Below are 15983 nucleotides of genomic sequence, written 5' to 3'. Positions count from 1 at the left end.
GCAAGACGCATAAAGCGAGTCGCGGTACTTTCACCCCATCAGGCTCCGGTATCTGTGGCTGCCCTCTCTCATGTCGGCACGCGACATCCCTACCGTGACTCGCTCACTGTTTCTGAACGTGAAGAAATCATGATCGAACTAGGCCGCTTTCAGATTGATCTGGAGATGCGCACACTGCAGCAGAATGGCGAAACCCTTCCACTCGGGTCGCGCGCCTTCGACATCCTCGCCGCCGTGGCGTCCGCCAATGGCCGCCTTGTCACGAAAGACGAGCTGATGAATACCGTCTGGCCGGACACGATCGTCGAAGAAAACAACATTCAGGTTCATCTGTCGGCACTGCGCAAGGTACTCGGTCAGGACCGGGATCTGATTCTCACTGTGCCTGGACGCGGGTATCAATTGCGTCAGCGCCAGAAAAACACCTCGTCCTGCGAAGCCGGCTCGCGGGCGGCCGCCTGTCGCCGCCTCCCGCCGCCCAAATCCGGACTGCTGGGGCGCAGCGAAGCAGTGAAGAAAATCCGCGCGATGCTTGAACACACGCACGTGCTGACGCTGGTCGGCGCGGGCGGCATCGGCAAAACAAGTGTCGCCATCGAGGCGGCACACCATAGCTCGGCGGACTTCGCGGAGCCCGTCTGCTTTGTCGACCTGGCCGTGGTGACGACCGAGGAGGCCGTGCTTCGCGCCATCGTCGAGAGTTGCGAGCTGCCTTTGCACGGCCCGCAAGTCAGCGCCGATCAGGTGGCGGCGGCGCTGGCCCGGCAGCACAGGCTGCTTCTGCTCGATAACGCGGAGCATGTGATCGGCGCGGTAGCGCACATCGTCGAGGTACTGATCGCCGGCAACGATGCGCTCCGGGTGCTCGTCACCAGCAGAGAACCGCTGCGCATCATGCCCGAAACGGTGTTCCGGGTTGAACCGCTGGACGTGCCGCCACCCTGTTCCACCGATGCGGACGTCCTGCGGTGTTCGGCGGTGAAGCTGTTTCTGCAGCTTGCCAACTCATTGCAGGTCAAGGTGGGCGGCGACAGCGCGGAAATCCAGCTCGCCGGCCAGATATGCCGCCGCCTCGACGGCATTCCGCTCGCGATCGAGCTCGCGGCGGCGCGGGTCGCCGCGCTCGGCCTGGAAGGCGTGTATCGCCGGCTGGACGATCGCATGGCGATTCTGGCAGGCGGTTACCGGACTGCGCTGCCGCGCCATCAAACCTTGCGCGCGACGTTCGACTGGAGCTTCGCGCTGCTCAATCAGAGCGCCAAGTCGCTGTTCCGGCGTCTTGCGGTATTCGCCGACGCCTTTACGTTCGAGGCGATGTGTGCGGTCGTGTGCGACGACGAGTACACCGTGGCGCACGCGATCGGCAGCATTGGCGAGCTGGCGGCGAAATCGCTGGTCAACGTCGAGTTCGAGGGTCCGGTGGCGAAATACCGCCTGTCCGAGTCGGCCCGTGCGTACGCGCTGGCCAAGCTCCAGGCAGAAGGCGAGCAGCAGCACATCACCGCGCGGCACGCGCGCCACGTTCCCGTTATGCTGCAATTGGCAAGCTGAAAACGAACACCGTCCCGCGCGGGTGAGCGGCAGTGACGGTCAACGTCCCGCCGTGCGCCTGAATGATGGATTTGCAAATAGCGAGTCCCATACCCATGCCGGTTTTTTTCGTCGTAAAGAATGCGTCGAAAATGCGGGCCCCGATCTCCTGACTGATCCCGCTGCCGCTGTCCCGCACGGACACCACCACCGATCCCCGCTCGTCGACGCGAGACGTGACGCTCAGCAAGCGCTGCCGCGCGTCGAGATGACTCATTGCATCAGCGGCGTTCATGATGAGGTTGAACAGAACCTGCTGCAATTGCACCCGGTCGGCCATTACAGTACGCCCGGCTGCCAGATCCAGCCGCACGGCCAAACCCCGCTGCTCGACTTCGGCGGCCGCGAGGTCGAACACTTCACGAATGACACCGTCGACGAGGGTGGGCACGAGACTCGGCTTCGCTTCCTTCGCCAGAGACTGCAACGCCCGGATGATGTCGCCGGCCCGTTTGCCATCTTTCACGATATCGCGCAGGCCCGCCAGCGCTTCCGGAATGTCCGGCGCAGGACGGCCGAGCCAGCGCAGTCCCGCGCTTGCATTCGACACGATCGACGCCAACGGCTGATTGATCTCGTGCGCGATGGATGCTGCCAGCTCGCCCATCGTGGTAGCCCGCGACGCTTTCGCCAGTTCAATCTTGGCGTTCTGCAAGGCCAGTTCAGTCGTGTGCCGGTCCGTGACGTCCGTGACGACGCCGACAAAATTGCTGACGCCCGAAGGCTCGCCGAGCACTTCGAGATATTTGATCACGCCCTGCGGTGTCACGATCCGGTACTTCTGCCGGAATGACGTGCGGTCGTGCGCGGCCCGCGTGATCGCCTGCTGGTAGGCAGCGACGTCTTCAGGATGAATCCGTTCAAGCACGGCCTGGGTGCTCGGGCTCCCTGCTTCGATGGGCAGGCCGAACACGTTGTAAAGCTCTTTCGACCAGTAGCGCTCGCCTGTCAGCGCGTTCCAGATATAGCTTCCCGAGCGGCTGATCCGTTGCCCCAGCGCGAGCGCCTCCTCGCTCATGCGCAGCGCCGCCTCCGTTTCCTGGCGCCGTGCGTTCTCTTCCACGAGTTCCGCATAAAGGCGGGCAGTTTCAAGCGAAATAGCGGCTTGCGTAGCCAGCATTTCCAGCACCGACGTGCGGCTTGCCGTAAACACGCCCGCGGTCAGATTGTTCTCCAGATAAAGCACGCCAACCACGTTACCCTGCTTGACGAGCGGTAAACAGCACACCGAACGAACCAGACGGTTCGTGAAGGACGCATCGAACGAGAACTGCGGATCGTATTGCGCGTCTTCCACCACGACCGGCTTGCGGGTACGCAATGCCGTGTACAGCACGGAAGCCGGCACACCCTCGCACGCCGCCTGGTCCTGCCCCAAACTCACCTGCACGCCGCCCGGCCCGTCGCGCCCGGTCGCCTCAACAACGGGAACATTGCCCTTCAACAGGATCAGCATGCCGCTTTGCGCGCCGGCATGAACGATGGCAAGCGTCACGAGCGTGCGGATCAGTTTGTCGAGCACGATCTCCTCGGAGAGCGCCTGCGACGACTTCAATACGGACACGAGGTCGAACTGCTGCTGCGCCTCGGGTATTTCAACGGAAGGCCGCGACGCCGCGAGCCGGTCGAGCGAAGGCTGGGCAGAACGCTGGCCACGTTCGAGCTGCGCGACTTTGGCCTGCGCGCCCCAGCGCATGTAGCCTTCGATCGCGCAACGGCTGTGATGGCGCGCCGCACTGAAGAGGCCATTCGCCTCGGAACATGCCGACGCGAGTTCGTGAGCCAGCGCGTTGCCGTGATTGAACCCGTCCTGCGCCGCCGCCTCGGCGGCCCGCTCGTACAGCGACAGCGCCGCGAGCGGCGAGCCGCTAAGCCGCTCCACTTCGGCCTCGACTAACAGGAGCTTGTCCGTGAACGTGGCCGGATTGAGCTGCGCCCAATGGCGCAGTTTCGCCAGATGCGGCTCGATTCGAGCGACCGTGGCGGACGCATCCTGTTCATTGCCGCGCACCTTCGCGAGATTGAGCGCCGAGTAGAAGTGATAGTCGAGCAGATGAATGTGGGCCGGTGTCGACCACTTCAACTCACCGGCTTCGTCCAGACAATACCGGGCGTTCTCATAGTCGCCATGCAAATAGCAGGAGACGCCTTTCAGCAGCCAGATCCAGAAGCGCAGCGTGGTCATCTGGGTATCGAGCAGGCCGGCGTCGAACGTCATTCTGCCGTCGACAACGACGCCGAAGTTACCCGGCAAGCCGGGGCCGCCCGTCAAACTGTGGACGAAGCGCTTCTGCAGTTCAAGAATGCCTTCGACGTCCTTGAAACGCATACGCCGTGCGAACGACAACCCCAGGTCGATTTCCTTGTCGACCTGCTCCAGCGGCGCGCCCTGGATCAGCAGGTCCGACACGATGTGATTGCACGCGTAGCAGCTCATGGTCAGGTCGCCGCTCGGGCGAGCCGACTCGAAGGCGGCGCGGGCGCATTCCAGCGCGTATGACAGCGGCTGGGTCCACACAGCGACCTGATCGAGCGCCACCAGCGTGCTCGTGGCCATCGCATGATAGCCGCGCTCGGCAACCAGGGTTTGCGCCAGACGGGAGAATTCGAAACCTTCCGCATACCGGCCGAAGGTTTCCGCCACGTACACGCCGAACCACGCGAAGCAATGCGCCGAGGCTGCCGTGATACCGTGGTCGATGGTGAGCTGCACCATATGGCACAGGTGCAGGAAGCCAAGCCGCCCATTCACGAACGATGCGGGCGCGAAGACACTCGCCAGCAGACTCATTTCCGCTTCGATCGCCGCATTGCTCAAAGGCGGCAATTCGGCGAGCGAGGCAATGGTGCGCGTGCCGAGCGATTCATTGAGCCGCCCGTAAGCGGCCTCGACCTCCGCTGCGTCCGGATAGCGCGGCAGGCAGGTGCCAAACAGTTTGAGGCCTTCGAGAACCGTGTCGACGGCCGCTTCGTAGTCCGACAGATGCTGCTGCATGTCGGCTTTCAGCTTGTACACCGAGGCACGCGCGATGATCGACAGATTCTGGCTCAGCAGCTTCTCGATCTGGTCGCCGGCGGCGTCGAAGTTCGCATCGCAAATGTGGCATTGCACCCGCAGAATGCCGATCTCGTAACCGAGCGATTGCGAATAGTCTTCGCCACTGGCGTCGAGCAGTTTCTGCCCGACGTCCAGGTACTTCAGCGCGGACTGGATGGCAATCGCTTCTTTGGCTTGACGTGCCGCCTGCAGACAGATTCGGGCGAAAGCAGCCGTTTCGTGCGCGCCCAGTTCGCACAAGGTCCCCGCTGCCTGCGCGCGCTCAATATGGTGAACAACGTCGAATGCAGGTTTTCGCGCATCGCGTTCGTCGAAGTCTTCCAGCAGAATGCGCGCGATCCGGGCATGGCCGCAGCCTCGATCCTCCTGCGCGATCAGCGCATACGCCGCCTCCTGAACCCGGTCGTGCGCGAAGGCATAACCCGTGCGGTCCGAGACGATCAGCCCCGCCTCCAACGCGGGAAGGAGACGCCGCTCCAGGTCCACGCCGCCGTCAGGATCGATCCGCGCCAGGGTCGCCTTGTTGAGCCGCCGGCCCATCGCCGCAAGCAGCTTGAGAACGGCCAGCGCTTGCGCGGGCAGTCTCGACAGGCGCGCCACCATCAGGTCGACGACGTTATCGGACGACTCGTATTCGCTAATGGAATCGATATCCCATGTCCAACAGCCGGTCACACCGTCATAGCGGATCAACCGGTTGTCGGCGAGCGCAAGCAGCAATTGTTTGACGAATAAAGGATTGCCGCCCGTCTTCTCGTGAACGACCGCGGCCAGTGGATACACGTGCGCGGAACCGCAATGCAGCGCGTCTGCCAGCAAGGCCGCGACGTTCGCGACATCGAGCGGCTCCACCTCGATCGTGGAGATACGTGTCGTGCCATTGCAGCCTGGCAAGCCATTCAGGAAAGCCTTGAACCTCGGCGACCGGTCGACTTCGTTGACCCGATACGCGCAGATCAGCAGCACATGCCGGTCTTCGACCGTCGTCAGGAAACTGGCGATGAAATTCAGCGTGGCGTCGTCGAACCAGTGAACGTCGTCGAAAAAAAGGATAAGCGGGTGCGCCTCGTTCGCGAAGACGGACAAGAGGCGCGTGAGCAGCGCCTGAAAACGCAGCTGCGCTTCCACCGGCGGCAGGTCCGGCACGTCCGGCTGCGCGCCGAGCACCAGTTCCAGTTCGGGGCTATAGCTGACGAGCAGTTTGCCTTGCAGCCCGACGGCTGCGCGCAGTGCGTCTCGCCAGCAGTCCAGCTCACTGTCGATCTCCCCCAGAATGCGCTGGAAGAGCGACCGTATCGCCTGCATCAGCGGCGCGTACGGCGCGTTCTGGCCGTACTGTTCGAGCTTTCCCGAGGCGAACAGCGCAGGTGTCTGCGCGGTCGCGCGGTGCACGCTGCGCACGAGTTCCGATTTGCCCGCGCCCGAGTAGCCGGACACGAAGATCAGTTCCGCCTTGCCCTGCCGCGCATTGCGCTCGAATGCCTCGAGCAGCGTGTTGTATTCACGCGTGCGGCCAAACAGGCGATGCGTGATGGCGAGGTTTCTAACATTGTCCTCAGCGGCGGGCTCGAAGGGAACGATATGCTGCATCTCGTTCCAGCCCGCCAGACAACGGCGTAGATCCGCTTCGAGACTCGAGGCGCTTTGATAGCGCTCCGCGGGATTTTTGGCCAGCAGCTTGAGGACGATCGAGCCCAGCACAGCGGGGACAGTTTGACGGTGTTGCCGCGGGTCGGCGGGCTGACGCGCCACGTGGGCATACACCCACTCGACCGGATCCGCCGCCTCGAACGGCAATTGCCCGGTGAGCAGTTCATAGATCGTCACGCCGAGCGAATAAAGATCGCTTCGTTCATCGGCCTGCCCTTCCGCTCGCCGCGCCTGTTCCGGCGACATATAGGCGAGCGTCCCATACAAGGTATCCGGCGCTTCGGCGAGCGGATCGCCGGCAGTTTTGACGGCGTCGCGAAAGCCCAGCAAGCGGATGGTGCCGTCGCGACCTTCCAGCAGGTTGGACGGCTTGAGGTCGTGATGCAGAATGCCGCACGCGAGCGCGCGACGCAGCGCATGCGCGGCGCCGACCGCGATGCGCAGCAGCCGGCTGACCGCAATCCGCCCGTCGGCGGGGGGCAGAACCAACGTGCCGCCGTTGTCTTCGTACACGAGCACAGGGCCCCGCGATAGCCGCACGAGTGCCAGCGGCCGCACGGCCCAGCTCGAATCGAGCCGGCCGGCCAGCGCGAATTCCTGCTGCAAGCGCCGCAACACCGCTTCCGAGGGCAGATCGGTCGGTACCGCGATCAGCCACGACTGCGTGGTGTCCTGCGATCTCGCGCGATAACGCACGATGTTCCCATCAACCAGCAGGGCTTCGAGCGAGAGCCGATCGAACCACGCCTGGTCGAAGTGCATCGTTGCACCAAGGTCCGGCGACACGCCCTGACCGCCCTCGATGAATGCCCCCCCGCTCACTTCATTTCTCCCGTCCGCCCAGTGAGAAAGAGTATCGCATGCTGCGCCTACAGCCCGATTGCGTGAGCAGGACGGACCTACACGATTGCAGCCTTCAACTGGCTCAGGTAGGCATGAATCTGAGCGACCACGGCTGCGCCGTCTCCTACCGCCGCGGCCACCCGTTTCGCCGACTCCGAACGCACGTCGCCAACGGCAAACATGCCCGGCAAGCTGGTCTCGAGCGGATAGTGCTCGCCTCCTTCGGGCAGGCTATGCTCGTTGCGGGCAAAGCCTGTCACGACAAACCCTCGGTTATCGAGCTCCACGCCGCTCGATTCGAGCCAATCGGTCTTCGGGTCCGCGCCGACGAAGAGAAACAGATGGCGCGTCGCGACGACTTCGTCGTCATCCTCGCGCTCGTGGCGGACGCGGACGTGGGTGAGTCCGGCTTCGTCGCCGTCGAGCGCATGCAGCGTGCAGCGCGTGCACAGCGTCACGTTGGGCAGCGAGCCGATCCGGTCGATCAGGTACTTCGACATGCTGGCCTCGAGATCCTTGCCACGAATCAGCACGCGGATGCTGCGCGCGAAGTTGGCGAGAAACACGATCGCCTGCCCGGCGGAATTGCCCCCGCCGATCAACACGATGTCCTGCCCTTTCACCAGCTTGGCCTCGATCGTCGACGCCCAGTAGAACGTGCCGCGACCGTCGAAGCGCTCGAAGCCGTTCACCGATGGCTTGCGATACGCGGCGCCGCTCGCGACCACCACCGTGCGGGCACTGATGCGCTGCCCGTCGAGCAGCGCCAGCAGAAAGATGCCTTCGTGACGGCTCACGCACGTGACCTTGCCGGGAATCGCCAGATGCGCGCCGAACTTCAGCGCCTGCTGGAACGCCCGCGCGGCGAGTGCCTGGCCCGAAATGCCGGTCGGAAAGCCCAGGTAATTCTCGATGCGCGAGCTGGCGCCGGCCTGGCCGCCCGGCGCACGTTGATCGAACACGGCAACCGACAGGCCTTCCGTGGCCGCGTAGACGGACGCCGCCAGCCCGGCAGGCCCGGCGCCGACAATCGCCACGTCATACACGTGCGACTGCTCGAAGGTCGGCACGAGTCCAAGGCACGACGCGAGCTGGACCTCGTCCGGCGCACGCAGCACATTGCCGTTCGGACAGAACACCAGCGGAAAGTCGTCGGGGCCGGTCGTCATGCCGCTCAGGAGCGTGATCGCCTCGGGATCGCTGCGCGCGTCGACAACCGTCGCCGGGTAGGCATTGCGCCGCAGAAAACCCTGCAGCCCCACCAGCTTCGAGCAGTCGCCGTCGCCCACGATGATCGGCCCGAGCCCCTGCTCGATCAGTCCAAGCCGCCGCAGGATCAGCGCGCGCATGATGTGCTCGCCCAGTTGCGCATCGGCCACGATCAGCGCGCGCAGCTTGTCCGGCTCGATCATGAGCGTCTCGACGTCGGTCAGCGCGATGCCGTCGATCAGGGCCGGCTTGCCGGAGAGCTGCGCCATCTCGGCCATGAAGTGCCCGTCTTCATGTTCGGTGACGAGCGTCGAGCGGCCGAAACTGTCGAGCGAATAGATCCTCACGCGCCCGCTCAGCAACACGAACAGGCCGAGCGCGACTTCCCCCGTCTTGAAGATCAGTTCGCCGGACTTGAACGACATGGGCCGCGCGAAGCGCCGCAAACTTTGAATCTCCGCCGCTGAAAGGCGGGGAAACATCTGGTGCCGGCGGTACTCCAGCGAGGAGTTCGGTACATCGAGTTCCGACGCTGTCATCGCGTCGGCGGATAAATCGGAAGTGTTCATCACATGACCTCATCTGGCACGGCTGAAAGATCGTGCCTCTGTGCCTCTACCAGCCAAATTTCAGTTCCGCGCCTATGTAGTCGGAATTGCGGGCGCCGAGTTCGCGCAGCGACGGTCCAACCTGGAAATGCACGGCTTCAAGCGCGGCGGCAAGATTCGCGGCGACCGCCCAGTCGGCGCGCAGCTGCGTATAGAAACCCGTCCAGCGGCTGCCGTGTCCCGCTGTGCCCGGCACGACGGCCGAGCCTTGCTGATAGACCGCGTCAGCGGTGGTCTCGCGCCATTGCAGCCCCACGCCGGCCAGCAGCGACAGCTTGCTGTTCGGTTTGAGGATCAGCGACGGCTTGACGTGAATCAGGTTCGAGTAGCCGGTATAGCCGGCCAGCGCGAAGTAGTATCCGTTCGGGAAGAGCGGATTGAACGTGCCGACGCGGCCGTCGCCCGGATGCGTGTCGCCCGACGCGGCGTCGACCTGAAGGCCGATCCGCGGTGTCCATGGCACGGCCTTCAGCGTATAGCCGGCGAGCGAGCCCACCGCCCACGCACCGATCGTGCTGCTGCCGACATGGCCCGTCTGATACATCCCCTCGGCGTCCCAGTCGATGGCGTTGACATTGCCCGAATAGCGCACGTCGAACACGTCGCGATGCTCGCCGCCGATCGCGTCGAGAAAGCGCGCGTTGCTGCGGTTGTAGCGGGAGTAATACGCGGACAGATCGCCCGGGCCCACGCCCTTGCGCTCCACGCGCACGCCGCTGAACGTCAGATCGCGATTGGAGATGTCGTCGAAATCGGAATTGTCGCGATACTGCACCGGTTGCGTCGCATAGGCGATCCAGCGCCACGGACCGGTTTCATAGTCGGCCCACACCGCGTCGAACGCCTGGCGCACGTTCGGGCCATCGCGAACCGAGACGAAACGCTGCAAGTCGAACGCCATTTCCTGCCGGCCGACGCGGAACTTGAACGTACCCGGCCCAAGCGGCTCGGTAATGGCGAGGAACGCCTGGCGCAAGTCCAGCGGATTCTTGTCGACCGGCGTGACGTTGTCCTTGCCGTAGGGGCGGGCGTCTTCGAATTGCGTGAAAATCTGCACGTGAGGGCCGAGGCGGATATCCGCATGAACGTCGAGGCGTTGCAGCAGATACGTATCGTCGTGTCCCGATCCGAGACCGAACAGCGGCGCGTCGTTCACCTCCAGGCGTTCCCGGAGCACCACGCCGAGCGAGATGTACGCGTCGGGATTGCCGAACAGCGGAATGTACTTCAGCGAATCGAGCGGGCGTTTCGGCACGCAAGGATTCGCGAGGACCGACCAGTTCTCCTGCCAGCGGTTGAACATGATGGCCGGCCGCGCACACGACGCACTCGTGGAAGCCGCCGCTGCCGTTGCCGTTGCGGTGCTTGCCGCGGAGGTATCGTCGGCACCGCCGAGCGCGGTGTCCGCGGCGCACGCCGGCAGCGCTGCCGCGAGACCCGTGCTGATCAGCAAGGCACGGGCGGCGCGCCGTGCGAACACACGCGCCGCGCACTTACGTCCCTTCAGTGACTTCAACGGCTTTGCGATGATTGATTCACTTGCCATCGTGCACTTCGGCGATGTACCGGCCCGGGAACTCCAGCATGGCAGTCGTGCCCGTCGCGCTGTGGTACGGCTGGGACAGCACCTTCGCGCCGGCCGCTTGTGCGCGCTCGATCGTCTGGGCGACATCGTCCACGCTATAGCCGGTCGTTTCGGTTCCGAACGGAACCGGCAGCTTGCCGTCCGTGACGAACACGATCATCTGGCCGAAGCCCGACTTGATGCGGATCACACGGATCGTCTCGCCCGGCCGGCCGATCACGCCTGCATCGGCATTCTTGTCGTCCGACACCACCTTGCCGTGCGAGAAACGCACCCAGCGGTGCACGAAGTTGTCCACTTCGTAGCGCGACACATACACGCGGTTGTCCGGGACGCTCTGCAGCGGCGCATAGTTCGGCGCCTTGGTGTGCCAGTAGAGCTGCATCGTCAGCCCGCCCGGCCATTGAATGATCGCGTCCTTGCCGATCGGATCGTCGAACGGCTCGACGACGACGTCGGCGCCGGCCGCACGCGCGGCTTGCACCGCCTTGTCGATATCGGTGACCAGATAGCCGGTTCGCTCATTGCCGAACGGATACGGAATCGCCGTTTCGAAACCGAACACCGACAGCATGCCGACCGGCGTTTGCACGTACTGCGACGCGGTCTTGCTCGGCGTGGGCGTCACCGTGAACACCGCACGTGGCGATGCCTTGCCGCCGAAGGTGGCGAGAAAGCTGGTCACGAACGCGTCGAGATCGGCCGACGCCACGTACACGTGCGTCGTGTCGTACTGCGCACCCACCGATACGTCGGGGTGCCGCGCGACGGCGGCGGCCGCGGGTTTTCCGGTTGCCACCTCCGGCTGCCCGTTATCGGCGAATGCGGATGCAGCCGGTGTCAGTCCAATCAGTACCACGGCGCAGACGGACGCCAGTGCGCGGAGACGATAAAGCGGTTTGAACATGGTATTACTCAAATAAATTAGCAATGTATGAAGGGTCCAACTCGGATCGACCGAGGTGCCGGGTCAGCTGCCCTGCTTGGTCGCGTCCTGCACCGCCGATGTTTTCGGTGCGGCGGCCGGCGCCGGCGCTGCGCTCTGAACAGTCGTCTGCGCAAACAGCTGCGATTTGACGACCGGTATGGCGTGTTCGCCCAATACCATGCCGAGCAGCCCGGCCAGCGCAATCAGTGGCGGCGCCGGCGACTGCACCTTGAGTAGCCAATAGAGAAGTCCAACGCCGAAGCCGACTCCGAGAGAAATGATGTAACCCATGCTATCCGTCCTTTCTTGAAACACTCTTCAACTTTCAATTCGGCCAGTCCGATCCCAGCACCAGTCCGCAAAAATTCAGGCGCCGATAATTCGGATCCCACCGGTCCAGAATGTCGGCATTCACCGTGCCGAACGTGGTCCCCGGACGATGCTCCATGCCACGCGCGTAAGCTTCGATGATCTTCTTCTTGAAACCGCATTCGCGCGGACAGGCCTGCACGATTTCATTGCGCTGCTGCGCGGTGAATGCGTCATGGCTTGCGCCGCGAACATCCATTTGCACGCCGGCGCTGAGCAGCGCAACCAGCGGCGACAGATGTTCCGGAATGCCCGGCGTCGTGTGCAAGGCGATCGCCAACCGTACTTCGTCGATCGAATGGTCGGCGACGTCGTACTGGCGCAGAAAATCGCGCGCGGCATTCGCGCCGTCCACCTCGAAGCGGTGCGGCGAGCGCTGATACTTCGCGTTCAGACCGGCGTTGTGAAACATGGCGGCGACATACAGCAGCTCGGCGTCGAACGCCAGGTTCTCGCGATACCCGGTCAGCGCACCGAACAGAAATGCTCTCAGCGCATGCTGGAACATCAACTCCGACTCCGTGCCCCGAATCTGTTCGGTCGCCGCCCGAGCCATGACGCCGTCGGGAATATCGACGCCGGCAATGGTCTTCCTCATCTCAACTCCTCCAAGGAGCACCTGTCCAATGCAGCGTATCGGATTAAAGCCATTAAGACTTTGGCGAATTCTTAAAAACACTTAATTGACGCAGGCACTCCATGAACCCGCTCAAAACGACAGTTCATGGAAACGCCGCACGCCATCGCGTATCCATTGCAGAAAACCCCCGGCGCTCTCCTCCACGCTGCTCGGCGCGGCAAGCACCAGCTCCTCGGTGGCATGGTGTTCCGACAGCAGGCGGCACATTTCCTTCACCACCTCCGGGCGCTGCGCAAGCACCGGTGTCAACGCGCTCTTGTCCAACCGGAACACCGTGGCGCGGGTCATGGCACGCACGACGATCGCGGTCCGCACGCCGGCGAGAACGCCCGACTGGCCGATCGAATCACCCGGCGCAAGCCTGCGCAGTTCGACCTCGCGGCCGCCCTTCGCCACGACCGCTTTCGCGACGCCCTGCGCCAGAATATGCAGCTCGTGGCCGCCCTCGTCCGCCGCGGTGTAGATCACGTCGTCGGCATCGAACTCGTGCTTTGTCAATTGCGCCGCGAGATGCGAGATCTCTTCGCGTTCCAGCGTCTGGAAGATCAGCACATTGCGCAGCAGGCGATGTTTCTCGTCTGCCGGGTCGAGAATGGGCTCGGGCACCGAGAGCGGCCGCAACACGACGCCGTGGGACAGCAGATGCCGGTGCGCGAGATCGAACAGGTCGTTGCGCACACCGATCTTTTTGCTCAGGGCGTCGACGTAGCAGACGATCTCGTACTCGATCGCGTCGTTGGTGGCGCGGCGCACGCTGACGAGCGGCTTGGGATCGGTCAGCACGTCGGCCGAACTGGCCGCGGCATTGGTGAGCGCCTCGAGCACCAACGCGGGACGGATGGTCGGCTTGATCGGCAGCACGATGCTGATGCCGTGCGTATGCGACGGTTCGTTGGCGTTGACGATATTGGTGCGCGCCGCCACGCTGTTCGGAATCACGACGATATTGCCCTGGCTGTTCAGCAGGCTCGTCGCACGCCAGTTGCTTTCAACCACTTTGCCTTCCACGTCGCCGATCGTCACCCAGTCGCCGATCTGAAACGGCTCCGTGGCGTTCAGCACGACGCCGGAAAACACATCGTTGAGCGTGCTCTGGATCGCAAGGCCAAGCACCACGGCGAGCGCGCCGGAGGTGGCGAGCAGGCCCTTCACCGGCAGTTGCAGCACGAACGCGATCGCCCCCACCGCAGCGGCCATGAACACCAGCGCGCCCAGCACGTCCTGGAACAGGCGCTCCTTGTGCCACGTCTCGGGCAGCACCACGCGATCGAGCACGATGATCACGAGGCGCGCACCCTGCAACCACCAGACCACCTCCAGAAACTGCGCGAGCAGATGGCGCAGCGGCTCGTCCGGCCAGGGCGCCGCGCGCAGCGGATACATCCCCGAGCGGAACAGCACGTAGGTCGACAGACCGAACATGAGGGCACGCAAGGCGAGCCGCATCTGGCCGCTCTTGCGGTCCATGAAGCGCCATGCAAGGAAATCGAGGACCAGGATGCCCAGCCCAAACAGCACACCGTCGGTCAGGGTCGGCATCATGGTCCTCGCTTGCGTGGTCGTACGCGTGGTGGCACAAACGCGTACCGGTCAGAACGCGAAGCAGCTACATCCCAATGCGCCCCAGAAGCCGTTCGAATCGCTGACCGGGACGTTCTTGCGCCACGCCCAGCCGTGTGCGTGGGCATGCACGCCGCACAGATTCACGCAGCCATCCACGCATGCCACCGCCGTCGGCTTATAGCGGCTGTAGCCGCCGAATTCCGCGACCGGCGACCACGACGGGCTGACCGGCAGATCAGGCGGTGCGAGTGGCGCGAACTCGTCGTCGGCGTAGACGATCTTGCCGCCCACCACCGTCATCGCGGACGTGAGGAACTTGATGCGGTCTTCGTCGACGGTAAAGTAGTCTTCGCTCAGCACCGCGAAGTCCGCGAAATGTCCCGGCACCAGCGCGCCTTTGCGGTCGTCTTCGTTCGAGAACCATGCACTGCCTACCGTGTAGCGGCGCAGCGCTTCCATCCGGTCCAGACGGTTTTCGCTGGCATACATCGCCGTGCCGCCGACCGTCTTGCCCGACACCATCCAGTACAGCGACACGAACGGATTGAAACTCGCTACGCGCGTGGCGTCTGTCCCCGCGCCAACGGGCAGGCCGGCGTCGAGCATGTGGCGAATCGGCGGGGTGCGCTTGACGGCCTCTTCGCCGTATCGCTGGATGAAGTATTCGCCCTGGAAGGCCATCCGATGCTGGATCGCGATGCCGCCGCCGAGCGCACGCACCCGCTCGATGTTCTTCTGCGTAATGGTCTCGCAATGGTCGAAGAACCAGCGCAATCCGTTGAACGGGATCTCGGCGTTTACACGTTCGAACACGTTGAGGAAGCGCTCGATGGATTCGTTATACGTGGCGTGCAGGCGAAACGGCCAGCGATTCGCCACCAGCAGTTTGACGACCGCTTCCAGCTCGGCTTCCAGCGTATCCGGCAGGTCCGGGCGCGGCTCGAGAAAGTCTTCGAAGTCCGCTGCCGAGAACACCAGCATTTCACCGGCGCCGTTGACGCGCAGGAAATCGTCGCCGTCGCCGGGCTTGGTCACCTTCACCCATTTCGCGAAGTCTTCGATTTCCTTCTTCGCATTCTGCGTGAACAGGTTGTACGCGATACGCACGGTCAATTCGTTGCGCTTCGCGAGATCCATGATGACCGCGTAGTCGTCCGGATAAGCCTGATAGCCGCCGCCCGCGTCGATCGCGCTCGTCACGCCGAGACGGTTCAGTTCGCGCATGAAGTGCAGCGTGGAATTGCGCTGATCTTCCGGTGCGAGCTTCGGCCCTTTGGCGAGCGTCGCATACAGAAGGCCGGCGTTCGGGCGTGCGATCAGCATGCCGGTCGGGTTGCCGCGCTTGTCGCGCTGGATCTCGCCGCCGGGCGGGTTGGGCGTGTCCTTGGTGTAGCCGACCGCGCGCAGCGCCGCTGCATTCAGGAGCGCGCTGTCGTACAGATGCAGAATGAACACCGGCGTATCCGGCGCAATCGCATTGATTTCTTCGAGCGTCGGTCCACGGCGCTCGGCAAACTGGAATTCGTTCCAGCCGCCCACCACGCGCACCCATTGGGGCGCCGGCGTGCGGGCTACCTGCTTCTTCAGCATGTCGAGCGCGTCCGCGAGCGACGGCACGCCGTCCCAGCGCAGCTCCATGTTGAAGTTCAGGCCGCCTCGAATGATGTGCAGGTGGGAATCGTTCAGACCGGGGATGACCGTGCGCCCTTTGAGGTCAACCTGACGCGTCGAGGCGTTCACGTGACGCATCACGACTTCGCGCGATCCCGACGCGATAATGCGGCCGTTCGCGACGGCCACCGCGTCGGCGAATGACCGCTTGTCATCCTGCGTCGCGATCTTGCCGTTGAAGAACACGACCTCGGCCGGTGTTGGCTGGGAAGTATTGGAATTCATGGTGATCCTCATAGGGAGCGCTGCGCGCTCGAATGCCGCGGCAT

Annotated in this window: 9 protein-coding genes; 1 reads left to right on the top strand and 8 read right to left on the bottom strand. The window is 63.8% G+C overall.

Translation table 11 applies throughout. The features are described 5' to 3' along the window. Positions 1-129 precede the first annotated feature (129 nt). Positions 130-1551, top strand: a complete 1422-nt coding sequence (locus tag A6V37_RS17200) for a winged helix-turn-helix domain-containing protein (RefSeq protein ID WP_082902823.1) — start codon at positions 130-132, stop codon at positions 1549-1551. Here A6V37_RS17200 and A6V37_RS17195 read toward each other — a convergent pair. From A6V37_RS17195 to A6V37_RS17160, 8 genes are all read right to left on the bottom strand, one after another. Beyond that, the gene (locus A6V37_RS17195; RefSeq protein WP_064286155.1) at positions 1529-7120 is read right to left on the bottom strand and encodes an ATP-binding sensor histidine kinase; all 5592 of its coding nucleotides are present in this window, start codon (positions 7118-7120) and stop codon (positions 1529-1531) included. The genes A6V37_RS17200 and A6V37_RS17195 overlap by 23 nt on opposite strands. A 77-nt stretch (positions 7121-7197) precedes the next feature. Continuing rightward, positions 7198-8919, bottom strand: a complete 1722-nt coding sequence (locus tag A6V37_RS17190; RefSeq protein ID WP_064286154.1) for an FAD-dependent oxidoreductase — start codon at positions 8917-8919, stop codon at positions 7198-7200. Between the two features lie 46 nt (positions 8920-8965). Then, positions 8966-10504, bottom strand: a complete 1539-nt coding sequence (locus tag A6V37_RS17185; protein WP_064286153.1) for an alginate export family protein — start codon at positions 10502-10504, stop codon at positions 8966-8968. Beyond that, entirely contained in the window at positions 10494-11450 is a 957-nt protein-coding gene (locus tag A6V37_RS17180) for a hypothetical protein (protein ID WP_064270433.1), read from the bottom strand. Before A6V37_RS17180 ends, A6V37_RS17185 begins: the two co-directional genes overlap by 11 nt. A gap of 63 nt (positions 11451-11513) precedes the next feature. Next, on the bottom strand, positions 11514-11762 hold the full coding sequence (locus A6V37_RS17175; RefSeq protein WP_064270432.1) for a DUF1427 family protein: 249 nt from the start codon (positions 11760-11762) through the stop codon (positions 11514-11516). 34 nt (positions 11763-11796) lie between these two features. Continuing rightward, the gene (locus A6V37_RS17170; protein WP_064270431.1) at positions 11797-12438 is read right to left on the bottom strand and encodes an HD domain-containing protein; all 642 of its coding nucleotides are present in this window, start codon (positions 12436-12438) and stop codon (positions 11797-11799) included. Between the two features lie 111 nt (positions 12439-12549). Beyond that, positions 12550-14019, bottom strand: a complete 1470-nt coding sequence (locus tag A6V37_RS17165) for a mechanosensitive ion channel family protein (protein WP_064270651.1) — start codon at positions 14017-14019, stop codon at positions 12550-12552. A gap of 51 nt (positions 14020-14070) precedes the next feature. After that, positions 14071-15939: an amidohydrolase gene (locus A6V37_RS17160; protein WP_064270430.1), complete on the bottom strand. Its 1869-nt coding sequence runs from the start codon at positions 15937-15939 to the stop codon at positions 14071-14073. Positions 15940-15983: the final 44 nt, after the last annotated feature.

The organism is Paraburkholderia ginsengiterrae (assembly GCF_001645125.1).
Classification (GTDB): domain Bacteria; phylum Pseudomonadota; class Gammaproteobacteria; order Burkholderiales; family Burkholderiaceae; genus Paraburkholderia; species Paraburkholderia ginsengiterrae.
Note: the sequence above shows the minus strand (reverse complement) of the source record. Positions and strands in the feature narration are given on the sequence as shown.